General features: G+C 67.4%; 13 protein-coding genes and 2 pseudogenes. 8 read left to right on the top strand and 7 right to left on the bottom strand.

Annotated elements, in window-relative coordinates:
* Positions 1 to 165: 165 nt before the first annotated feature.
* Positions 166 to 546, bottom strand: a complete 381-nt coding sequence (locus ABD385_RS12520) for a hypothetical protein (RefSeq protein ID WP_344575391.1) — start codon at positions 544 to 546, stop codon at positions 166 to 168.
* On the opposite strand from ABD385_RS12520, the gene ABD385_RS12515 reads away from it, so the two are divergent.
* The 4 genes from ABD385_RS12515 to ABD385_RS12495 all read left to right on the top strand — a co-directional run bounded on the left by ABD385_RS12515 (position 539) and on the right by ABD385_RS12495 (position 3,217).
* Positions 539 to 919 carry a DUF4232 domain-containing protein gene (locus ABD385_RS12515; RefSeq protein WP_344575386.1) on the top strand — a complete coding sequence of 127 codons (381 nt, stop codon included), beginning with the start codon at positions 539 to 541 and terminating at the stop codon, positions 917 to 919. The genes ABD385_RS12520 and ABD385_RS12515 overlap by 8 nt on opposite strands.
* 645 nt (positions 920 to 1,564) lie before the next feature.
* A complete protein-coding gene (locus tag ABD385_RS12505; RefSeq protein ID WP_344575243.1) occupies positions 1,565 to 2,029 on the top strand; it encodes a hypothetical protein in 465 nt (154 codons plus the stop codon).
* Positions 2,030 to 2,097: 68 nt separating this feature from the next.
* The gene (locus ABD385_RS12500) at positions 2,098 to 2,427 is read left to right on the top strand and encodes a transposase family protein (protein WP_344575385.1); all 330 of its coding nucleotides are present in this window, start codon (positions 2,098 to 2,100) and stop codon (positions 2,425 to 2,427) included.
* Between the two features lie 133 nt (positions 2,428 to 2,560).
* Positions 2,561 to 3,217 (top strand): SMI1/KNR4 family protein, encoded by a 657-nt coding sequence (locus tag ABD385_RS12495; RefSeq protein WP_344575242.1) that lies wholly within the window; start codon positions 2,561 to 2,563, stop codon positions 3,215 to 3,217.
* Between the two features lie 54 nt (positions 3,218 to 3,271).
* On the opposite strand, the gene ABD385_RS12490 is transcribed toward ABD385_RS12495, so the two are convergent.
* Positions 3,272 to 5,263: a hypothetical protein gene (locus tag ABD385_RS12490; protein ID WP_344575241.1), complete on the bottom strand. Its 1,992-nt coding sequence runs from the start codon at positions 5,261 to 5,263 to the stop codon at positions 3,272 to 3,274.
* 233 nt (positions 5,264 to 5,496) lie between these two features.
* On the opposite strand from ABD385_RS12490, the gene ABD385_RS12485 reads away from it, so the two are divergent.
* Positions 5,497 to 7,926 carry an NACHT domain-containing protein gene (locus ABD385_RS12485; RefSeq protein WP_344575240.1) on the top strand — a complete coding sequence of 810 codons (2,430 nt, stop codon included), beginning with the start codon at positions 5,497 to 5,499 and terminating at the stop codon, positions 7,924 to 7,926.
* Between the two features lie 190 nt (positions 7,927 to 8,116).
* On the opposite strand, the pseudogene ABD385_RS12480 reads toward ABD385_RS12485, so the two are convergent.
* The 4 genes and pseudogenes from ABD385_RS12480 to ABD385_RS12465 all read right to left on the bottom strand — a co-directional run.
* Positions 8,117 to 8,863 (bottom strand): annotated as a pseudogene (locus ABD385_RS12480) (HipA family kinase); the annotation flags it as partial.
* Between the two features lie 1,036 nt (positions 8,864 to 9,899).
* Positions 9,900 to 10,499 carry a carboxymuconolactone decarboxylase family protein gene (locus tag ABD385_RS12475; RefSeq protein WP_344575238.1) on the bottom strand — a complete coding sequence of 200 codons (600 nt, stop codon included), beginning with the start codon at positions 10,497 to 10,499 and terminating at the stop codon, positions 9,900 to 9,902.
* Positions 10,492 to 11,382 (bottom strand): alpha/beta fold hydrolase, encoded by an 891-nt coding sequence (locus tag ABD385_RS12470; protein WP_344575237.1) that lies wholly within the window; start codon positions 11,380 to 11,382, stop codon positions 10,492 to 10,494. The genes ABD385_RS12475 and ABD385_RS12470 overlap by 8 nt, the downstream gene beginning before the upstream one ends.
* 40 nt (positions 11,383 to 11,422) lie before the next feature.
* The gene (locus ABD385_RS12465; protein ID WP_425585389.1) at positions 11,423 to 17,701 is read right to left on the bottom strand and encodes an SDR family NAD(P)-dependent oxidoreductase; all 6,279 of its coding nucleotides are present in this window, start codon (positions 17,699 to 17,701) and stop codon (positions 11,423 to 11,425) included.
* Between the two features lie 998 nt (positions 17,702 to 18,699).
* Here ABD385_RS12465 and ABD385_RS12460 point away from each other — a divergent pair.
* Together ABD385_RS12460 and ABD385_RS12455 are read left to right on the top strand one after the other, a co-directional pair.
* A complete protein-coding gene (locus ABD385_RS12460) occupies positions 18,700 to 19,791 on the top strand; it encodes a cytochrome P450 family protein (protein ID WP_344575235.1) in 1,092 nt (363 codons plus the stop codon).
* A 231-nt stretch (positions 19,792 to 20,022) separates the two neighbouring features.
* Positions 20,023 to 20,202 carry a glycosyltransferase family protein gene (locus ABD385_RS12455; RefSeq protein ID WP_344575234.1) on the top strand — a complete coding sequence of 60 codons (180 nt, stop codon included), beginning with the start codon at positions 20,023 to 20,025 and terminating at the stop codon, positions 20,200 to 20,202.
* Between the two features lie 361 nt (positions 20,203 to 20,563).
* On the opposite strand, the pseudogene ABD385_RS12450 reads toward ABD385_RS12455, so the two are convergent.
* Positions 20,564 to 20,815, bottom strand: a pseudogene (locus tag ABD385_RS12450) (NUDIX hydrolase); the annotation flags it as partial.
* A gap of 358 nt (positions 20,816 to 21,173) precedes the next feature.
* On the opposite strand from ABD385_RS12450, the gene ABD385_RS12445 reads away from it, so the two are divergent.
* Positions 21,174 to 22,527: trypsin-like serine protease (locus ABD385_RS12445; protein ID WP_344575233.1), on the top strand; the 1,354-nt coding region annotated here is incomplete at its 3' end.

Here is a 22,527-nt window from a genome sequence, read left to right as displayed (position 1 = left end):
GGCCGGGCATGGTCGCCCGCGTGCTGTGCCCCTTGTGGGCGCGGCGCCGCGGGCGTTGTGCTCCCGGCGCCGGGGCATGTCTCCAGAGGCGCTCGCCTGGCCCGGCATCCGCCCGGCGGCGTCTGCACGGTGCGGGCCGCCCACCGGCCGGGTGTTAGCCAGGAGTTAGCAGGACGACAGCGCAGGGCTGGGATACTGGCTGACGTCCGGGGGCGAGAAGGTCGGCAACGGACACTGAACTGCGCCGGGCACCACGTCCGCAGCTACCGAGGAGCACACCATGCACCGCATCTCCGTCCTCAGGGCCGTTACCGCCACCGCCGTCGGACTGGCCGCCACCGTCGCGCTCACAGCGTGCCAGGCGAGCGGCTCCTCGGACTCGAACGGCAAGGGAGGTTCCTCCTCGGCCGCGGCGCCGTCCGCGGACTCGTCCAACGGATCGTCGGCCAACTCCTCCAGCGGGTCCGGGCCGTCGGCCGGGAAGGGCTCGCCCGCCTCCTCGACGTCCTCGAAGGCGTCGACGTGCCGCACCTCGAATCTGCGCATCACGGCGAAGAACCAGGGTGAGGCCCGCGAGGGTCTCGGCTCGATCCTCATCACGTTCACGAACACCGGCAGCAGCTGTCGGATGGCCGGGTTCCCGGGCGTCGACCTGAAGACCAACTACGGCACACAGTCGGTGGACCGCAACAAGCAGGAAGTGGGGATCCCGTTCACCCTCAAGGCGGGGAAGCGGGCCACCGCCAACGTCGTGTATCCGATCAACAACACCGGCGGCTCGGGCGTCCGCGGCACCGCCCTCGTGGTAACCCCTCCGAATGAGACGCACCACGTCACCGTCCCGGTCGGAATCAGCCTGCCGGTGAGCGACTCCGACAAGGGGAAGCTGGAAGTCACCCCGGTCTTCGAAGAGCACTGACAGACCGCGCGGTAAGACCGCCTGCGGCGCCGCCCCGGGGACGGGTGCGATCGCCATTTGGCGAGGCGGCGGTGGCAGGTGAGGGTTGCGGTGATGCCGACGAAGGCGAGTAAGTGCCCGGGCCTGCGTTCGTAGCGACGGGGGAGACGTCGGCAGGCGGCGCGGGCGGTGGCCGAGGAATGCGGTGACCCGGCGCCCGCGCCCCACCGGCGGATGCGCCGTCAGACGCCGACGAAGAGTTGAGGGAGCGCCGCCACCGCCTCAAGGTCGGTGACGAAGGTTCAACGGCGCGCGGCGGCGGGTGCGGGCAGGCTCCGCGATGTGCCCAAAGGGGCACAGGGGAGGCGCTGCTGACGGCTGACTCCCTGCGGGAAGGGCTGTCGGGACCAACGGTGGGAAACCTCCCACGGATCCCGACAAGGCAAGCGCAGCGTTCCCGGATCCCGTCGTCGGGCCCGTGCCACCATTGAGACCCCGCCATCCTGATTCTTGCTGGTGAGAGGGGCTGGTGTGCTGTCGCGGTGAGGTCCCTGTGCAGATCCGGGCGGAGATCGCTAGCACGTGATCGTCCGCCATGGGCAGTCTCTGGCGTTCTCGGGCCGGGGCAGCGGTCCGTTTCGTAGCCTCCCGGCGGGAGGGATTCGCATGACGGATGTGCTGACATGGACAGTCCAGCAACGGCTTGAGCTGGAGGAACGGGCTGAGCTGCTCCGCAGGGAACTGGCCGGAGTTGAGTCGCAGTTGACCCGGCTGGATGCCGCGGAGGTGGTGTTCGGGCAGTGGGCCGAGGCGACCGACTGCGGGCGGCGGTCGTTGGGCGTCGTGCCGCCGGAACCGGTGAGGGTGGTGGCCGGTCCGGGTGCGGGTGGGATGCGGTTGGTGCCGGACCGGGCTGAGGGTCTGGGGGTGGAGGTCCTGACCTCGGAGTATCGGCGGATCATGGAGATCGTGGCCGACGCGGACGGGCCGGTGATGATCAAGGGCGTTGCGAGGGTGCTGGGTCGTGAGCTCACGCCGGGGAAGGTCGAGCCGGTCCGAGGGCAGTTGCGCAAACTTGCCGACCGGGGCTGGCTGACCCGCACCGGAGCGGGCCGATACCTGCCTCGCTGACCGGCCGGCACGACGGCGGACCGGCTGATTCCTGCCGTAACACGAGGGTCCCCGGCGGGTGTTGGTGAATCTGTGACGAAAAACCAGCCCGCCGAGGGTTCTCAGCATGCTGTCTACCAGGTTCAGCCCTGGCCGACCTCGGCTTCGTCGGCCTGGACGATGACCCCGACGACCACCCCGTGATCATCACCGGCCGCAAGCCCACGAAGAGCCACAAACTCACCGCCGCCAAGAAGGAAGCGAACCGCCTGCTCAGCCGCGAACGCGCCGCAGTCGAACACGGCTTCGCCAACCTCAAGAACTGGCGCTTCCTCACCAAGGTCCGCATGAACACCCGTCACGCGACCACCCTCCTGAGGGCTCTCCTCCTCCTCGCGAACACCGGAGTCCAGAGGTGACCGACGACCTCCCCGCAACGATCACGCCCTCGACCAGGGCGAGTACGTCACTCCCGCCCCACATCAGCCCCCTGACCTGCGAAATCAGGATGAAAAGTCCTCGATGAGAAGCGTCCGCGTTACCCTGCCGGGTATGAGTGAACAAGACTTCGCGGTGGCGGCGTGGGAGCGTATCGAGGGGTGGCTTGTCGAGCGCGCTCCGGCGTCGGCGGCGCTGTTGCGTCCACCGGCCAGCGATGCGGACGTTGATGCCGTGCAAGAGGCGATCGGGGTCGTGTTTCCACCTGATTTACGGGCGTGGTACAAGCTGCACGACGGTATAGATGAACCGGGGACCGGCAAGAGTTGGTGGCCTGCCGGGTTTTTGCCGGGCGCTCAGGGCTGGTACCCGCTGGAGACGTTGCGGGATGCCTATACGGTGCAGATCCGGGACCAGGAGCGCGAGCCGGGACGTATTCCATTCTCCTGTGTGGTGGGCGATATGTGGCACGGACTCTATGTCGACGCCCGGCCGGGGGAGCCGTCTTACGGAAGTCTTGGCCGGTGGTTCGTGGACCGTGAGCCGGAGCTTCTAGCGGATCCGGTTGCGGGGTGGCCGCTTCACGCGTGGCTTTCCCGGATCGCGGATGCGCTTGAGCAGGGCCGCTGCCTCGTCGGTCCAGATGGGGATCCTGATGAGGACACCTGGCCGGCGCTGACCGAATGCGGCGGCCTGGTGTGGGTGGCCCCTGATGAGGAGCCTCACTCGCCGCCGGGACGAGTCCTTCTGGGCGGCGGTCCCCTGCCGTAGGGAATGCGAGACGGCCCGGCGAGATGATGCTCTCGCCGGGCCGTCTCGCGTTCCCTACGCCTTGGGGACCGTGCAGGTCACCGTCGCCTTGCTGGCGTCGCAGTGTCCGAATTCGGGGAAGGACACCCAGTAGGGGTCCTTGTCGAGGAGCCGGTACTTACCGGAGAAGCCGGAGCTGAACGCGCCGCCCATCGAGGTGGAGTTGATCCACCCGGACATGGCGGACCGGCCGCAGACCTCGTTCCAGGCGGGGCCTGTGAGGCGCTCGTCGTCATAGAGGCGCCATTCGCCCTGGGTGACGCGGGTGGCGTAGGTCTGTACGCAGGCGTCGCCCGAGGCGACCGGGTTCATGCCGCCGACGACGCCGCCGGGCATACCGCCGGAGTTGTAGCTGGAGGCGTAGGCGAACTCGTCGCACGACGGCTTGTCGCCGGCGCTTATCTCCGGGACGGTCGTGGTCCGCGGGTTTCCGTACTTGGACGCCCAGCTTGTTCCATCGCTGTTCTTCGGGCAGATGACGTCACGGTTCTTGTTCGGGTCGCGGCCGGGGGCGTTCTTGTCCGCCGAGGGGAGGAAGAAGATCGGCTTGTTCGCGGACCGGCTGCCGGGGTGGTTGGACAGCTTGGACTGGATCAGCCATGCGTGCGCGACCGCCTGCGGCGTCTTCTTGAAGTTCATCACCCAGGTGGGGACGTACTTGTGGAACGCGCAGCCCGGGGTGGTGGAGGAGATCGTGTCGCAGCGGATCTGCGCGTCGGCGGTCTCCCAGCGCGAAGCGGCCGGGTTCGCCACGGGCGAGTAGGCGGTGATCTTCGTGGACAGGTCGAGGGTGTCGGCCTTGTTCACAGCGTTCCAAGTGTGGTCGTTCTTCCCGATGGCCGTGTGAGAGAACGGGTCAGCTCCCAGCCACTCCAGGGCGCCGTCCCACGACTGCGGACCGTTCGAGCAGCGGTCTGGCATCATGCAGTCGAAGCGAACGTCCAGCGTCACCGATATGAACTTGGCATCGACCTGGATCGGGACAAGGACGAGTTGCTGAGTGAACGTCGCCGAGGTTCCCGACAACTTCACTTCCTGGCCGACGGCCCAGGATGCGTTCAGGATCTCACCGGTAGGCTTGCCGTCCTTGACGACGATTCCCTCGTACTCGTAGGTGAATCCGCTGATGCACGCCTCGTAGCGCTTGATGTCCAGGTTGCGTGTGTCGCACCAGTCGACCAGGTGCGGAAGCCCTGCCGTGACCCCGAACCCTTCCTTTGTGAGGGCGTCGCGAGTCTTCTTGCTGTTGTCCGGGACCAGACGCGAACACGGCTGGATGTTCGTTTCCTTGTTCACCTCGCCGCAGCTCCAGCCGTCCTTCTCGCTGTAGCCCTGCGGCCTGGTGACATTCTCGGGTGCGCTGTACCCGGTGGGCGGCACCTCCGGCGGGACCGGGTACACGTTGGGCTTGCCGATGGGCTGCGGTTCCTGGAAGTCGTCCTCGTTCAGCACTGGGGCGTTCTTGTCAGGCTCGGGGAGCTTGATGTCGACCGCGCGGCCACGGGTCTTGAACTTGCCCCACGCGGACCACTCCGTTTCGTACAGGCTCCCGTCGTAGGCGGATGTACGGAACGCGTAGGTGGTGCCCGGCTTCAGGTTCCCATCCGGGACGGTGACCTTCGCTGTGCCACCGGAGTTGACGTAGCCCGAGACGAGGACGCCGTACGGTTCGTCCTTGATCATGATCTGTTTGTCGGGGTTGCCGAAAGCGTCCGTCGTGTAGACGGCGAAGGTCAGGTTGGCCTTGTCACCGTCCGGGTCTGTCACGGTATTGCTCAAGGTGGGCATGGTCCGATTGACCTGCCACACCCCGCCCGACTGCGTGGACGGCGGCCCGGCCACCAGATTCTTCCCCGACACGGGCCGCCCTCCGGCCAGCGCGAGACTGGTCGTCTCCGGTCCGTGGACCTTCGGCGGCGCTGCCAGCGGATCAGGTTCCTTCGGTAAGCCGGCAGCGGAAGCGGGTCCCACCCCGGCCAGAACGGTAAGGACGGCGCCGACTGCCATGCAGCGCAGCGCCGTCGTTATGCGTCTTCGTCGCAACGATCCTCCTTGAAGGGAACGAACGTTCGACGCAAGCCAATCACGTGCAACTCCCGTGGAATAGGGAGAAGATCTCCATTCTGTACACGCAGCGCTTGTGCAGTCACACAACTCGCCATTTGATCGACCAGAGGGCGGGTCCATGCTTCGGCTCTGGCCCGTAATCGGTGGTAACGCGGACGCTTCATCATTGGGGCATGGACGACCACAACGACGGTGGCTCGACGCGGCCACCCGCGGCTACGCACAATGACGTCAGCGGCCGGGTATCCGGATCGGTGGTGCAGGCCGGCTCGATCACCGGCGGTGTGAACATCACCACCGGGCCCGCACCCCGGCGGCGCCGGTGGGGTACGCGGGGCTCGTCGCCGCGCGGTGGGCCGTCCGATCTGGACGAGTGGGCCGAGGGCCTTGCCGAAGGCGTCAGGACGTTGTGGGAGAGGGAAGAGGAGCAGCGGCGTGTCCACGACCCGGTGGCGTTACCGGTGCGCTGGCACGCGGCTGCCGCGCTGGCCGATCACCCCGCCAACATCCGTCGTCTTCAGGCCGGTGACACCGGCGAACCTTTGGCGCTGGCCGGGCGCATCGAGGAACTGAGTGAGGTCTACCGGTCGGTCCCCTCCGGCCGGCTGGTCATCCTCGGCCCCGCCGGCGCCGGGAAGACCGTGCTGGTCGGCCGCCTGGCGCTGGACCTGCTGGAGAAGCGCCGGCCGGGCCGGCGGGTGCCGGTCGTCGTCAACGCCGGGACCTGGGACCCCACGACCAGATCGCTGAACGTCTGGCTGGCCGAGCAACTCACCCGTGACCACCCCGGCTTGGCCGCCTCCGCCCGGCGCGGCGGACCGACCCGGGCCCGCGCGCTGATCGAGGCCGGCCGGGTGCTGCCCATCCTGGACGGCTTCGACGAGATCCATACCGGGCTGCACAAGGATGCACTGCACGCGCTCAACGCCACGCCGGACACCCCGATGGTGATCACAAGCCGGGCACCGGAATTCAGCGCGGCGGTACACGAGGTGGACGTGCTGACCGCGGCCGCCGTCGTGGAAATCGACGATCTGACGGTCGAGGATCTGGCCGGCTACCTGCCCCGCACCGTGGCCGGGCGCCGCACCGGAGTCTGGGACCCGGTCCTGGAGAAGATGGACACCGCCCCGCACGAGCCGGGCCCAGCCGCGCTGCGCCGCGTGCTGGCCAACCCACTGATGGTCTTCCTGGCCCGCACCGTCTACAGCGACAACCCCCGCCAGGAGCCCACCGAGCTGCTCGACACCGGCCGATTCCACACCGGGACGGCCCTACAGGACCATCTGCTGAACGAGTTCCTGCCCGCCGTCTACCAGTCCGGCCGGTCGGAGCACCCGCCGCGCTGGCCCGAAGACCGCGCACGCCGCTATCTCACCCACATCGCCGGCCACCTCCGCCAGGCAGGCACGGTCGATCTGGCCTGGTGGCAGCTGCGTGACACCATCCCGCGGTGGAAACGCACCCTCGTCCTCGCCGTGGTGGACGGGCTCCTGGTAGCTCTGGCGCTCGGGCTCACGTTTGAGCGCACCAAGCAGGTGCCGGACTTCTTCGCGGGGCAGGTGGACATGCAATGGCGGGTGCGCCCGCTTGCGATAGGGGCGCTGGACGGGCTTCTGGTGATGCTGGGGAGTGGGGTCGCGGTCGTTCTGCTGGCCGGGCTCGGCAGATGGCTCGGTATCAGACGTCTGCGTAGGTTCACCCTTGCGCTCGGGGTCGGGCTCGGGACCGCAGTCACAAGCGGGCTCGCCTTCACGCTTGTGAACAGGCTCGTGGAGGATGGGAGAGGGAGCTATTTGGTAGAGGCGAGCGCGGACCAGCTCACCGCTGGGCTCCTGGAGGATCTTCCCGGTGGGCTCAGGGTGGGCCTGGAGCTCGGGCTCACGGCCGGACTTGTGGCCGGACTCGCCGGATTGCGCAGCGCGGGTCCTCAACCGGCCGGCACGCGCCTTCAGATCCGTGGCCGGGTCCGGTTCCTCTCCGGCCGGTTCGCGGCGGGGATGCTCGTCGGGCTCCTGCTGGGGTTCGTGAACGGGTTCGTCAACGGGATCTTCGGGTTCGGGGGCGGCGCTGTTGCGGCCGCGAACGGGCTCTCGTTCGGGACGACGGATGTGCTCGGAGAGGCGTTCGTGATCTTGTCGGGGGTGGGGCTCGTGCTTGCGGTCGTGGCCGCGCTCGCGTTCGGGCTTGAGGCCCCCGCCCATCCGGCCGATGTGGTCGGTGCGGAGGCGTCGCTGGCCCGGGACCGGCGAAACACCCTCCGCAAAGCGCTCTTGGTAGGACTGGCGGTCGGCCCGGTGGTCACTCTCGTGTACAGCCTCCCGTTCGGGCTCGCGGCCGCGGTGCTGGCGGGATTCGTGAGTGTGCGTGCCACCAGCGCCTGGGTTCACTGGCTGGTGCTGGTACGCGGATGGCTACCGGTCGCCGGCCACCTGCCGTGGCGCGTCCAGGCGTTCCTCACCGACGCCTACCGCCGCGGCGTGCTACGGCAGACCGGGGCGGTCTACCAATTCCGCCATGCCCGCCTTCAACAGCACCTCCTCACCGCAAGCCGCGAACCGCTGAGCCCGGACGCCGCCACCAGGCAGCCTGGCCCCCGGTGAAAGCGCAGCCGGCCAGGCCCAGGGCATCGGCCGTGCAGTCCTGGGGCGACGTCGCGTTTCCGAGTTCGTTGACGGTTGGGATCTCGGCGACGGTGACGCGAGGGCGGCCGTCATCTACCAACGGATTGACGGTCATTTCGTAGATGTGTTGGTTGGTGTGGCTGCTGCCTCCCCCGTGTGCCCGCAATGCTCATCCGTGTGGTTGCTCCAGTCGGTGGCCGGGTCGGTTGTTGGGTGAGGGGAATTGCGTTGGGAGCCAGTGGGTGGAGGCTGCGGCTCGGGCTGTGAGGTGGGTGATGTAGGCGTTGCGGACGTCGGTCGGGGTGGGGAAGCCTGGTTCGTCGGTGAGCCAGGCGTCGGGGACGGTGGAGACGACCTCGTGGAGTAGTTCTGTGGTGATGCGTGGGGTGAACTCGGCGTCGGCTGTGGCCATTTCGGGTTGGTGGGAGGCGAGTGCGTGGTGGCGGAGGTCGTAGGGCTTGGTGGTCGTGTCGGGTGCGGTGTGCCAGCGGTGGTGGAAGACGAGGGCGGCGCCGTGGTCGATGAGCCAGAGGTGGGGGCGTTGGTGGCCGGAGGATGGCCAGGTCATGAGGTTGGGGCTGTGGGTGGTGCGGTCGACGTTTGCGGTGAAGGCGTCGAGCCAGATGATGCGGGCGGCTTCCGTGGGGTCGACGTCGACGGCGTTCGGTGCGTTGGGGTCGAAGTCGACGGCTCCGGGGAGGTGGTCCATGCCGAGGTTGAGTCCGGCGCTGGCGTGCAGGAGGTCTTGGACCTCTTGGTGCGGTTCGTCGGCGGCGACCGCGGGGTCGAAGTCGACCAGGACCAGTTCTGGTACCCGCAGTCCCAGGCGCCTGGCCAGTTCGCCCACGATGATCTCGGCCACCAGTGCCCTGCGCCCCTGCGCCGAGCCCGTGAACTTCACCACGGAGTTGTCCAGGCACCGCCCTTGACCTGCGGTGTTGCGGCAAAGTAGGTCGCTGACCTGCTCGAATGCTTCTTTCGCCGTCTTTCAGGCTCGTGCTGCCTCATGCAGTCGATCCTCCCCACGCGCTCCCCAGCGGCTGTGATTCTCCCCAGATTCTCCCCAGGAAGCTCCGTGATCACGGCCGGAATTGAGGTGTGGGAGCCATCATCGTCGTAGGCACGCTCGGTTATCACTGTCAGGTGTAGGGGCGCAGTGGTCTCTACGGGCGAACACTCCTCCGGGATGGACGGTCGCACCAGCACACTGACCATGTGACCAGCAGGTTCTTCGTCTGTTGGTGGTACAGCACTCGTAGCGGTTCTGACCTGCTGGGATGGTGGTTGCGACTGTCATTGGTGGAGCGTTGGTCCGGGCAGGGTCCGGATCTTGGCGTCGGCTACCTGATCGTCGGCCCATTTGACTGTGGAGGCGCGGGAGCGGGAAGCGCAGTGGAGACGACGCACCGTGGGGCGGGTCGGTGGGAGGCCCCGAGTGGCCTGGGGACAACCGAACGCGCCTGAGCGTGGCGGACCGGTCGATGCTGGATGCGATGCCTCTTCGGCTTCCATTGGTACGGGGTTCGAGGTGGGGATGCGGGTGCGGCGGACTGGCCTGCATCTACGCAGGTCAGGGGTGGTGTGAGGTGATTCTGGGGCGAGTGCATGTGTCGCCGCTTGTCGCCGCCTCTGCCAGGTTTCGATGCTGACTCAACGCTGACTTCAATGATGGTGCATCAGGCAAATTCGATGGGCCATCAGGAGCGACGCTGGTTCGGACCCTCGATGGGCATGCACGGTTCGGTTCACGGCTTGAGTGCGACGCTGGGCGATGAGTCAGTCCCCTCAAGGTGGCCCAGGTGAGAACGGTGTTTATGTGTTGTGCCCCGCGGGCATCCTGCGTGGTCCTGGCTGGAAACGGATGGTGTGGCGTGAGTGCGACGTGTTACGGCGTGGGATCTTCATGGGTGAATCTGACAGAGATTCGTGAGTTTTCCAATCGCCCGAACGCGTTACGTTGCCTGAGGGGTTGAGTCCTTTTTGTGCGGTGTCCCGTTTGAATTCGGGAAGTGGGGGAGTTCCGTGTCCAAGGTGACCCCGATGCTGTTGGTGACGTAGGCGATCAGGTGGTAGTGGCCGACGACGAATGTAAATTCGATCATTTGTTGGTCGCTGTACTGCCTGGCTAGAGCATCCCACGTTTCGTTGCTGATGCGATTGTTGTGGTGAATCTGGTCGACGGCTTGGAGTAGGGATGCCTCGAAGTGGTTCCAGTGCGGATCGTCCGGGCCGTTGATGATCGCGGTGAATTCGTGACTGGTCAGACCGGAGTCGCGGCCGAACCGGAGGTGGTGGCTCCATACGTAGTCGGACTCTGTGAGTGTCGCGGTTCGCAAGATGGCCAGTTCGCGGTCGCGAGGCGGAAGTTCTCCCTCGAACAGGAGGAAGATGCTGAGGGGATAGTGGGCGACTGTGAGATTCGGATGCTGGGCGAGAGTGCGGAGGAGATTGATTCCGCTGCGTTGTTGTGGGTCGGGAATGCCGGGCAGGAGTTGGGCGATCTTTGAAGGTAGGAGTTCGACGGGCAGTGCGGCGATTCTCGGCTCAGTCATTCGTCTCCTTCTTGTGGAATTTGCGTTCGCGGATAGATGTCATTGGGGCGCTCGTGAGGAATTCTTCGATGCTGTCGAGGAATGCGTCTGGGTGTGTGCGGTGAACGTCGTGGTCGGCTCCAGGGACGTGCATTCTCATGCTCGTTTCCGGCAGATGTTCCGGGATGCGGTGCCAGCTGGTCGTATCGATCACGCTGCGGACGTTCGGATCGGAGCGCATGAGCAGCAGCGGCGGGCGGACGGCCGAGAGGAGAGGGACGAGGTCGGTGTGTTCGGCGGCGTCGGTGGTGTAGCTGCGGACCACAGTGGGTGTGGTGTGGTGCAGCCCGTGGCATAGGGCACGCAGATCGTTCCGGTCCCGACCGGGGAAGATGATGCTGCAGAGCGCGCTCAGTTCGTCGAGCGGCCGACCGGCCAGTTCGGCGGCGGCGTCGGCGCTCGCGGTCACCTGGGGCGTGGCGAAGGTGGGGGGCGGCTCCGCCAGGACGAGTGCTGTGGCAACCGGGGCGGGTCGGCGCGTGCGGAAGGCGGCTGCCTGTACGAGTGCGACAGCAGCGCCCCAGGAGTGGCCGACGATCACCGGCTGGTGCAAGGACAGGGTGTTGATGAACTCCGTGACGTCGTCGGCGGCGCGCCAGAGCTGGTAGGTGCCGAAGGGCGGTTTGGGACTCAGCCCGTGGCCGCGAAGATCCATGGCGTATACGGGCCGGGTGCGGGCGAGCGCGGGAGCGATGCGGTGCCAGACCTCGGTGCTGGCGGCGCCACCGTGCAACAGCAGCGCGGGGGGCTGGGCGGTGCGTGTGCTGGGCCAGTGGCGGTAGTGGAAGGGGCCTGCGGACAGCTGGACGAAAGCGCCGCGAACCGCGGATGCACCCGTTGTCATGCGTGCTGTCCCTCCGGTGGACGGGGTGACGCCGGGACGCTCACGACGCTGTACCGGTGTCGGCAGCGGCCCAGGCCGCTTGGGGGTCGGCCTGGAGCCGTTCGGCCAGTGCCGCGATGTTCGGGCTGGTCCAGATGACGGTCCGAGGCAGGGACACCCCGAGGCTGCGCTCGATGCGGCTTCGCAACTCGAGCGACATGAGGGAGTCCAGGCCCAGGGCGGCGAGGTTGTTCGTGGGACCGACGGCATCGGCGGGAATGCGCAGGATGGCGGCGATGTGCTCAGCGAGGTGCTGCTCCAGCAGGCGGCGCCGGGCGCCTTCGCCGCCCGCATCCCGCAGTTGGCTGAGGACGACCTGCGTGGAGTCGTGTGTGTCGGTGGTCTGTTGGTGGGTGAGGACGTCGGTGAGGAAGGCGCTTTCCATCGAGCCGGAGTAGTTCTCTACCCAGCGGTTGAGGTCCTGAGGGGTGTAGCCGGTGCGGTGGCGGGCATGGCGCAGGATCGTTTCCAGGGCGTTGATGCCTTCGGTGGGGGCGATCGCGTCGTAGCCGCGCTGTTCCAGAACGACGCCACGGCCGTACCGGCTCCAGGGCCCCCAGTTGACGCTGGTGGCCTTGAGACCTTGGGAACGTCGCCAGGCGCAGAATTCGTCGAGCGCGGCGTTGGCCGCGGCGTAGGGGCCTTGACCTGGGGAGCCGTAGAGGGCGGTGATGGACGAGAACCCGACCCACCAATCAACGTGTTCGCCCGCCGTTGCCTCGTGGAGACGCCAGGCACCGGCCACCTTGGGGCGCCAGACCTGCTCCAGGACTTGGGGAGTGAAGTTGGCGATGGTGACGTCTTCGACGACGCCCGCGGCGTGCACGACGCCGCGCAGCGGGTGGCCGGCGGCGGTGGCCTGGGCCACGAGGGTTTCGGCGAGGCCCGGTTCAGCGATGTCGCCGGCTACGTGGCTGATGCGGGTACCGGCGGCCTGCAGCTCGTCAATGACGCTCTGCGCGTGAGGGGTAGGGGATGACCTGCTGCACAGGGCGATGCTGGCCGCGCCGTTGTCACTGAGCCAGCGGGCGACGAGGAGACCCAGTCCGCCGAGCCCGCCGGTGATGGCGTAGCTGCCGTCCGTGCGGACGACGGGGACTTGCTCGGGTGGATGGATGGCTTTGACGGTGCCGTCAACCGGCCAGGTGAGGACTGGTTGGCAGGGGAGACCAGGGATCTCTTGGGGCTGGCACGCCGCTGCGGAATCGGTGACGGGGTGAGTGACGTAGGGGAGGGTGGGGATCTCTCCGCGGGCCAGGGCTGCTGCCAGTTCCGTGATCAGTTGGGTGATCAGCGAGGGACGGGAATCGCGCAGCATGGTCAGGTCCACGTTGTGGAAGGACGTGTTGCGGGCGAGCGGAGGCAGGGCGATGTGGTTCCGGGCGTGGGGGCGGGACCGGTCGAGGTCGACGAAGTGACCTCCGGAGGCAACCAGATGGACACTGGCTGTCCGGGCTGGTCCGGTGCGGGAATTGAGGACCACGTCGACACCGTGGCCAGAGGTCGCCTGGCGAACCCCGGCGGCGAAGGCGGAAGAGGTTGGGTCGAAGACGTGGGCGATGCCCAGCGAGCGCAGGTGGCCATGCTCGGCGTCGGTGTCGACCGTGCCCAGGATCGTCGCGCCGCGGGAACGAGCGATGGCGACGGCGGCCAGGCCGACCGCGCTGGCGGCAGGGTGGATCAGCACGCTCTGCCCGGGCCGGAGGTTGGCCAGGTGACGAAGGGAGTACCAGGCAGTGAGGAAGGCTGTGGGCAGTGTCGCTGCGGCGTGGAGGTCCATGGTGTCGGGTACGGGCAGCAGGTGGTCGGCACGTAGCACCGTGTGTGAGGCCGATCCGTCCGTCATGGCGGTCACGCGGCGACCCAGCCATGCCGCGTCCACGCCGGCGCCGATCGCGGTGACGGTACCCGCGCCGTCCACGCCGACTGGCTGCCCGGCAGGGTCCCCGACGGGCAGGACACCGGAGGCGGCCGATCCGCTCGCGGCCACGGCGACTTCCACCTCGCCCGCACCCGGTGCCTGGCGGTCGCGATGGACGAAGGGGATGGAGTCGAGGTCGTCGGAGCGGCGCTGTCGTAGCGCGAACCGGTCGATGCCGACCCGGCAGTCGCGGTGGTGCTGCTCGTCTTCTTGCAGGGGGCTCCGGGCCAGGCGAGCGACGTAGCGAAGCCCGGCCCGCCAGGCGACTTGATCGTCGCCACGGGCGCCACCCAGCAGGTCGGCGACGAGCTGGGCCGCGCCGGTTCCCTGCCCGAGGTCGATCAGGGTCGGACACAGTTCACCGTGCTCGTAGGACAGCACTCTCAACAACCCCTGGATCCCGGTGTGGGACAGGTCCACCGCATCACCGGCACGGACGTCCTGCCCGCCGCGCGTGACAGCCCACAGGCGTGGTCGGGCCGTGGCCTCGTGCCGAGCGAGTTCCTTGACGAGCAACGCCAGACGCCGCACCCGCTGTTCGGCAAGCGCCAGACCGTGCGGACCTGCCGACCCCGCACTTCCTGGAAGGACAACGACGCCTGCCAGTTCCGGGTCGGCCAGCAACTGTGCTGTGGTGTCACCGACCGTCGTGATGTCCGGCGGCAGAGTGGCGGTTGTGACGGAACCTCCGTGCGCCAGGAGGAGGGAGACGACCTGGTCTGCGAAGGTGTCCGAGGCCGTCTCGGTGAGCAGGAGCCAGTGGCCCGGAGGCGAGGGGGCGCGGTCGGCCAACGGCCGAGGCTGCCAGCGGATTGTCAACAGGCAGTCATTGAGGTGTTGTTCGGGGTCGTGCTTGTCGACCCTCCTCAAGACGATGTCGTCGGCTTCGGCCAGCACTTGCCCTGCTTCGTCCAGCAGCCGGAGTCGACCGGTGCACTGGTCGCTGTCGGACGACGTCAACGTGGCCAGGCAGTACCGGCCTTGGAAGGGATCATCGTGGATGCTGAGCGAGCCGACGCGCACGGGGACGATCAGCCGACCACCACCGACCTGCCCCCACACCGCTGCCATGGCCTGCAGACAGCAGTCGAGCTGGATGGGATGCCAGTTCACGCCCTGAGTACCGGTGAAAGCGCTGTCGCTCAACTCCAGACGTGCCATGGCACTCGGCTGCGCGCCGTTGCTCAGACGCACTTCCGCCAGGCCCCTGAAGGCGGCGCCGTGCACGATGCCGCCGGCATGCATACGGTCGTAGTAGGCGGAAACATCGACGACCTCGCTATGGGCGGCCGCCTGCTCGACCATGTCGAATGCCTCCGGCCGAGGGGCGCGCCCATGGTGCAAAACGGCGGTGGTGCGCACCGTTCGGTTGCCGTCGCCGTCAAGGGACGCCAGCTCCCAACGATGGCGGCCCGGCCCGTCGGGAGTGGCGGTGGCAACCAGCCGATCCTCGGCGGCCACCGGAACGGGCCGCACGAACTCGACGTCACTCAGACGTACTTCGGCCGCGGGTGCGTCGTAGACCTCGCGGGTGGCGGCACACGCCATCTCGCAGAGTGCCGCGCCGGCCAGCACGGCCACGCCTTCGATCGTGTGGTCGGCCAGCCATGGCAGGGCAGTGAGGGCCAGGTGTGGCTGCCACCAGTGCCGTTCGTCTCCCGGGTCCAAGCCGTGCACATGCGCGCCCAGCAGCGGATGGTCGTCCGCCGAGGCCGCCCCCGACACCCGTACGACGGGCCGGTCCACCAGGTGGGAGCGACGTTCCCATGAAGTGGCCGGGACGTCCACCAAGTCGCCCTCGCCGTAGGCGCGGGTCCAATCGATGGCACAACCCGCGCAGAACGCCGCCGCCAACTGCTGCGCGAAGACCCTCCCCTCGTCCTCGCCACGCAACAGGGTGGGCAGCACGAGCGGCCGGCCCTGACCGGCCTCGTGCACGGTCTCGGCGATCGGTGCGGCCAGCACCGGGTGCGGGGCGACCTCGATGAACAGCCGGTGCCCGTCGTGTACGGCGGCGGCGACAGCGTCCTGGAACCGCACGGTGCGGCGTACGTTCTCCACCCAGTAGTCCGCGTTCGCCGAAACTGGCAGCCGGGGTTCGGCCTGGACCGTGGAATAGAAGGGGATGGAGGCGGGCCCGGGCCGGAGGTCCGCCAGTGAGCGGCGGATGTCCTCCAGGGTCGGGTCGACCTGGGCAGAGTGCGAGGCGACATCGACCGCCACCAGGGTGGCCTTCACGCCTGTCGCGGCCCAGCGTTCCATCAAGGTGGTCACCTGCGTCGCGTCACCGGCGATCACGGTGTTGGACGGCGCGTTGACCACCGCGACCGTGACATCCGCAGCGCCGGCGGCAGCCAGTTCGTCCTCCACCTCGGCCTTGCTGAGACGGATCGAGGCCATGAGTCCCCGTCCCGCGACTCTGCCCATCAGACGTGATCGACGGCATACCACCCGTGCACCGTCCTGTGGACTGAGCATGCCGGCCACGACAGCTGCGGCGGCCTCGCCCATAGAGTGCCCGATCACCGCCGCCGGCTCCACTCCACTACCGCGCCACATGGCAGCCAGCGCGACTTGCATCGCGTAGAGCACCGGCTGCACCCGCGCGAACCCCGTGACCACCCGAGGGGCAGCCAAGATCTTGGAGAGAACCAGGCCGGACTCCTGCAGGACCACCGGCTCCAACTGCCGGATCATGTCCGTGAACGCCTCATCCCGCCCCAGCAGCCCGGCGCCCATACGCGCCCACTGCGAGCCCTGCCCCGAGAACACCCACACCGGCCCGGCACTCACCCCGGGCGCCACCGTCCCCGTACGCGTCGTGTCCGCCTCCTGGCCCGACACATGAGCCCGCAACGTCGACCGCAACTCCGCACGGGACGAGGCCGCAACGGCCAACCGCACAGCGGCATGCGAACGTCGCACCGCCAACGTATGGGCAACGTCCGGCAACTGCGCCGTCGCACCGTCGGCGTCGAGCCAGCCGGCCAGGCGCGCCGCAGCCAGGCGTAGCGCTCCGCGTGATCCGGCGGAGAGCACTACGACGTACGGCCGTCCACCGGTCGTCGGCCGCTTCCGTTGAGATCCGTGCATCGACGTTCCGTGCGGACGGCCGACGGACCGCACACGAACGCACGGCGCCTGCTCGACGACGACATGAGCGTTGGTACCGCCCAACCCATACGACGAGACTCCCGCGATCCTCGGCCCGCCCTCGACCGGCCAATCGATCAACCGGGTCGGCAGCAGCATCCGGGTGTCCTCTGCCCTGATCTGCGGATTCCACTCAGCGAAGTGCAACGATGCGGGGACCTTGCCGCGCCCGACGCTCAACACGGCCTTCAACAGGCCGGCCAGCCCGGAGACAGGCTCCAGGTGCCCGATGTTCGTCTTGATCGACCCCAGCGCGCACCGCCCCGGGCCACGGCCGTAGACCGCCGACGTCGAGGCGAACTCCACTGGATCGCCCGCCGGAGTGCCCGGACCGTGCGCCTCGACCATCCCAACCGCTGCCGCCGCCACCCCCGCAACGCGCAATGCCTGCCGAAACACAGCTTCCTGCCCTCGCGGAGAGGGAACCGTCATCCGGGTGCCCTGCCCGTTCTGGTTCACCGCTGATCCCCGGAGCACCGCAAGGACCCGGTCGCCGTCCCGATGGGCGTCGGCCAGCCGTTTCAGGAGGATGGCAACGCCGCCCTCACCCCGGACGAATCCGTCCGCCGCCGCGTCGAAGGCGCGGCACTGCCCGGACGGTGAGAGCAACCCCCATCCCGCGTGCGTCAACATCGTCTCGGGGGAGCTCAGCAACTGCGCGCCACCGACCAGTGCGAGGTCCGACTCACGGGTCAGCAGGCTCTGACAGGCGACGTGTACGGCGACGAGGCCGGAGGAACACGCGGTGTCCAACGCCATCGCGGGCCCCCGCAGATCCAGTAGGAACGCGATCCTGCCCGCGGCCGTGCCGTGGACCCCGACCATGCTCCAGTAGTCGTTGAGGGTATCCGGTGGGCGAAGCCCGCGCAGCGCGTAGTCGACGCCGTACATGGCCGTATACACGCCGGTCCTGGAGCCGCGCAGCGCCTCCAGCGGAATCCCGGAGTGCTCACAAGCCTCCTGCGCCACCTCCAGCAGCAAGCGGTGCTCCGGGGCCATCCACGCCGCCTCCGCCACGCTGACGCCAAAAGCAGCCGGGTCGAACTCCCCGACTCCCCGTTCCAGGAAGCAGCCCCACCGCATGCCTGCGGCGACCTTCGGCCTCACCCCGGCAACCGCGTCGGCTGACCAACGATCCGGCGGCACCACGCCGACCGTATCCCGGCCCTCGATCAACAAACGCCACAGGGCGTCCGCCGAGTCCACACCACCAGGCAACCGGCACCCCGCTCCGATCACGGCGATCGGCTCAGCATGATCCCGCGAGGCAAGGGGATACGTAGACGACGACCGGACCACGACACACTCCAGTAATGCTTGGGGCGATCACGTTTGGGAGAAGAAGGAGACGGACCGTCGAGAGGCACGCGGGGACGATTCCAGGGAGGCCCGCCTGCCTACTCCGCGACTACGCGCGAGCGGGATATACACGCCATGAGCTGAATAGCTCAGTACCGTGAATTATCAGCCCCCGAAGACCTGTTGGTACGGGCCAAAGCGGCCTTCCACCCGTATTGATGCTTCTTGAGCCACCAGGGTTTGAGCGCCCTTCAAGCGGCAGATGGCTCTCGCCTGCGGAAGCTGCGTGCGCTTCCTGGCGGCGTTGCCTTGGGACACGGCGCGGTGCTCGATGAGGGCAGTCGCTCAGCAGGCACGGCGAGCAGGCGGTGTGCCTCACACGAGTGACACGAAGGGTGCGGCCCCGCGCCTACGGGAAGGCTTCGAAGGCTTCCAAACCCTCCACCTACAACACGAGTTGAGTCCCACTCGGTACTGCCGGGCGGCGACTTCGATCATGCCCAGTTCCTCGGACGCAGGCCGGTGAAGGCGTACACCCTCCAGGCTCCTACACGCTGCCGACCCCCGTGCCGCCCTGCCTACCGGCGGCGGCGCAGAACGCACCACCTCGCCGGGCCACCACACGATCTTCAGCGCCTGGCAGGACCGAGCAGAAGAAGCGGTCCAAGCAGCCAGGCACGCAGCGCAACACCGCCGGCCGCTCCACCCCGTGCGACCCGACGGCCTTCCCCTGGGAGAAAACAGTGATCCGCCCGCTTCCCTCCACTGTAGGCACACTCACATCGCCCATCGACCTCCGTCCCTACGGCGCACACTTCCAGGCCGATCCGTATCCCTTCTACGCCCAGCTTCTCCAACAGTCCCCTGCCCATTACGTCATTGGGCCCGACTCCGTACCCACGTGGATGATCCTGGGCTACCCCGAGGCCAAAGCCGCCCTGGCCCACCCCGCCCTGCTCGTGGACTGGGCCTACGCCAGCCCGCAATGGCGCGCCATGGTCCTCGGCGACCCCGAAACAACCCAACCACCTCAAGGACGTTCCGTCGCAACCTCCGACAACCTCGACCACAAGCGCCTACGACAACCGCTCGTCCAAGCGTTCACCATCCGACGCATCCAGGCACTGGCCCCCGTCATCGAGCAGCGCACCCAACAGCTCATTGATCGCCTGCCCGCCCGCACGCCCTTCGACCTGGTCGACGACTTCGCCGCCCCGCTGACCATCTCCGTCATCTGCGCCATTCTGGGGATCTCCGACCTGGACCAGAACCAGTTCCGGTGCTTGGCCGACCGACTGTCCTACCCGGCAAGCCTGAATGACGCCCATGCCGCACGTCACGAGATCACCCCACTTCTGCGTCGGCTCGTCGAGGCCAAGCACGACCAGCCCGGCGACGACCTCCTCAGCCACCTCCTGCAGATCAATCGCGATACCGCCGACCCGCAAGCCACACTGACCGACACCGAACTCACGGGCGCCACGTTTACCCTGCTCAACGCCGGCCATCAGACGAGCATCCACCTCATCACCAACACCCTCTTCTGCCTGCTCACCCACCCCGAGCAACTCGCCTCGCTCCGAGCCGACTCCGACCTGCTGGCCTCAGCCCTTGAAGAGACCCTTCGCTACGAAGGCCCCATCGGAGGATCGCTCCGACGGTTCGCCGCCGAAGACCTGACCATCGGCGACACCTGCATCCCCGGCGACGGCAGTCAAGTCCTGATCGTGCTGTCCAGCGCACACCGCGACCCCCGTCAGTTCCCCGATCCCCACCGCTTCGACATCCGGCGCCGGAACGCCGACCTCCTGGCCTTCGGCCATGGCCCCCACTACTGCCTCGGCGCGGCGCTGGGTCGGCTGGAGGCGCGCATCGCCATCGGCTCACTACTCGATCGTCTGCCGGGACTCTCCCTGGCCCACCCAGGAAGCGACCCGGGCTGGCGTCCCGGGCCGATCTTCCGCGGCTTGGCCAACCTGCCCCTCGTCCACACCTGACTGAGCATGTCGCGCCTGCTCCATCGGAATACCGGATACCAGGTGTTGCAGCGGACTTTGCACTCGGGGGCCACAAGTGACACCGGGCCTCGACATCGATCACTGCGACGGTTGGGACCACGGCGCCCCACACGGTTCCGAGAGCCGGACCGATGCTCGGTGTGACACCGCCGATGCTGACTTTGCGCTGGCTTGCTGACCCCAATACCGCCTCTGACCTGTGGTGATGCCGTGCCATCTCGCTTCGGCTTCCACTTCCACCGGCCCATCCAGGCACTCGCCAACAGCCCCATGGTCTGCTCGGGGTGCTGCTCGGTCTTCCGACGCGACGAACTGGTGGCCTTCGGCGGGTTCCCCGAGCGCACCATCGTCGAAGACATGGATTACATCTGCATGCCTCAAGGCGAGTGACCCTACGTTCTCTGCTGGTGGGACTGCAAATGACCAGGTCAGAGGCCATTTTTGTGGTGGTTCAGTGTTGTGCGTGTTCAGCCAGGTGGAACCGGGTCTGGCAGGGTCGATGCTGACTGGATGCTGAGATTTCTGATGGTAAGTCAGGTTCGGTGCCGCAGTTCAGTTCCTGCTTGAGGTATCCGTGTCCGCTGTCGGGGCGCTTGCGCGCCGAGGCCGCCCGTGGAATCAGTTCCGCACCGTCTCGCTGGTGGTGGCTTCGAGGCTGTCGCGCTGGCTCGGACACGACGGTGAATAGTGAAAGCGCCCGCATCGCCCTTGCCGGCGCCCGAGTCTGCTTCGAACTGTGCGTTGCGTCTTTGGCTGTGAAGATCGAGGCATGGCCCGTCTTCGGATGCCTCCGCTCACCAAGTAGCCTCAATGCTTCGACGGTCAGCCCCGTCTCCTCCAGGGTCTCCCGCACCGCTGCCTGCTCCGCAGGCTCACCGGCCTCAACTTTGCTCGCCGGGAACTGCCACACCAGATCCCCCTCGGTGACCCGCCGCTGCACCAGCAGCACATGGCTACCCCGCACGATCACGGCCGCCGACACTGGCCTCTCAGTCGCACCCACCTCCTTTGCAGCCCTGAGCCCTGCATTCCCTCGGTGCGGCACGCCCTAACGGCAAGGTTGTGCGGGACGTGGGAGGCGATGAGTCCTGCAGACGTCCTCTTTAACTTCCCTTGACAGGTTGTTGAGTCGTAGGCCAGCATGCACGAATTGTGCGCGCCGGAACGTTACGGGTCGCGGTGGGGGGGAATCGGCGGCTTGACCGTGATGTGCGCCCAACCGAAGCATGCCCGACACCTTTTGGTGCGCGGCATGTCTGAATGGTTGGGGGTTATCTATGAGATCGCATGTCAAGTTAAGACGGCCGGTTACCGTGACGTTGGCGGCTTCAGTCGCGGTAGCCGCTTTGTACGGCGGACCATTGGCCGGCATCGCACAGGCCGCCGGTGAGGGCCTGGGGTCCCTCGTAGAGGATTATGCGTACCCGGATCGAGACAAGCTGTTGGCCGAAAAGGGGCTGAAGCTACTCTCCGGAGACGGCAACATCACGCTGGCCGACTGCACCACAGGCAATGACCTGGTGCAAATACGAAGCCGCGATGCCGGACTGGTGTGCTTCCAGGTCACCGGCCCAGTGGGCTATCTGTCCATGGAGATTGAAAAGACCTACCTGGCGAAGTCCGAAGACCGTGCTGGTGTGACGGCCACAGTCAGCATCGAAGACGCGGCAACCAAGGAGACGAAGGTCCAGAAGGTCGACCTCGAACCTGGTCAGTGGAAAGCAGTGGGCGAAGGGGGCGACCCGAAGCTCACATCCACGCTGCTGGAACTGAGTGTCGGTCAGGGCAAGCCGGGAGCAGCTTTGTCGGGTGATGCAGCTCGGCCGTGGCTGGCGCGCCTGACGGTGAACGACCCGGGGCACGACGGCGGGCGGAGCTGCAGCGGAACCCTGGTCGACAGCTCCTGGCTGCTCACCGCGGCCAGTTGCTTCGTCGACGATCCCAGCACCGCAGTGCCCGTGGTGACGAAGACGACACCCAAGGCCGTGGCGCTCCTCGCCGGAAACGCGCCGGTGAACATCAAGTACCTGGTGCCCCGCGGAGACAGGGACATGGTGCTGGCTCGACTGGCCACCCCGATCACCAACGTCGCCCCGGCAGCTCTCGCTGGGAGCGCACTCCCGGACGGGACTGCGCTGAGCGCCGCCGGATACGGCCGAACCGACACCACCTGGGTGCCGTCCAGCCCGCACAACAGCGACGTGACCCAGAGCAATACCACTGCCACCACCTTGGAAGTGGCAGGTGGCCGCATCTGCAAGGGCGATGCCGGCGGCCCGATCACCGACGGCAGCGGACGCATCACGGCAGTACAGAGCCGCGCCAGCCATGCCGGCTGTCTGGGGCAGGCAGGAGACAGCACTACCGCAACCGCCGCCCGCATCGACAACATCACGACCTGGCTCGCGAACAACAGCTTCACCGGCAAATCACGGATGACGCTCGATGAGGGTGTGGGTTCGGGGCGTGTGTCGGGTGGTGTGCCGGAGGAGTTCGTTGCGGAGCTGGCTGGTGGCGCTGAGCTGGGTGCTGCGGGCAAGGTCGGTTCGGCGCTGAAGCTGAACGGGACGTCGGCGTATGCGGCGACGGCGGGGCCGGTGGTGGACACCACGAAGTCGTTCTCGGTGTCGGCTTGGGTCAAGCTCGACAACAAGGACCGCAACCACACCTTCTTGTCGCAGGCTGGTGATCGTGCCAGCGGTTTGCAGCTGTATT

The sequence above is a fragment of the Streptomyces lunalinharesii genome, from assembly GCF_039532155.1.
In the GTDB taxonomy this organism is placed as follows: domain Bacteria; phylum Actinomycetota; class Actinomycetes; order Streptomycetales; family Streptomycetaceae; genus Streptomyces; species Streptomyces lunalinharesii.
This window is presented reverse-complemented; position numbering and strand designations above follow the sequence as displayed.

What these genes read in the sequence shown, in the direction of transcription:
- ABD385_RS12520 (WP_344575391.1), bottom strand. Translation starts at nt 546, where the DNA reads ATGCGCAGATTCGAGGTGCGGCACGTCGACGCCTTCGAGGACGTCGAG.
- ABD385_RS12505 (WP_344575243.1), top strand. Translation starts at nt 1,565, where the DNA reads ATGACGGATGTGCTGACATGGACAGTCCAGCAACGGCTTGAGCTGGAG.
- ABD385_RS12495 (WP_344575242.1), top strand. Translation starts at nt 2,561, where the DNA reads ATGAGTGAACAAGACTTCGCGGTGGCGGCGTGGGAGCGTATCGAGGGG.
- ABD385_RS12490 (WP_344575241.1), bottom strand. Translation starts at nt 5,263, where the DNA reads ATGGCAGTCGGCGCCGTCCTTACCGTTCTGGCCGGGGTGGGACCCGCT.
- ABD385_RS12485 (WP_344575240.1), top strand. Translation starts at nt 5,497, where the DNA reads ATGGACGACCACAACGACGGTGGCTCGACGCGGCCACCCGCGGCTACG.
- ABD385_RS12475 (WP_344575238.1), bottom strand. Translation starts at nt 10,499, where the DNA reads ATGACTGAGCCGAGAATCGCCGCACTGCCCGTCGAACTCCTACCTTCA.
- ABD385_RS12470 (WP_344575237.1), bottom strand. Translation starts at nt 11,382, where the DNA reads ATGACAACGGGTGCATCCGCGGTTCGCGGCGCTTTCGTCCAGCTGTCC.
- ABD385_RS12460 (WP_344575235.1), top strand. Translation starts at nt 18,700, where the DNA reads ATGATCCTGGGCTACCCCGAGGCCAAAGCCGCCCTGGCCCACCCCGCC.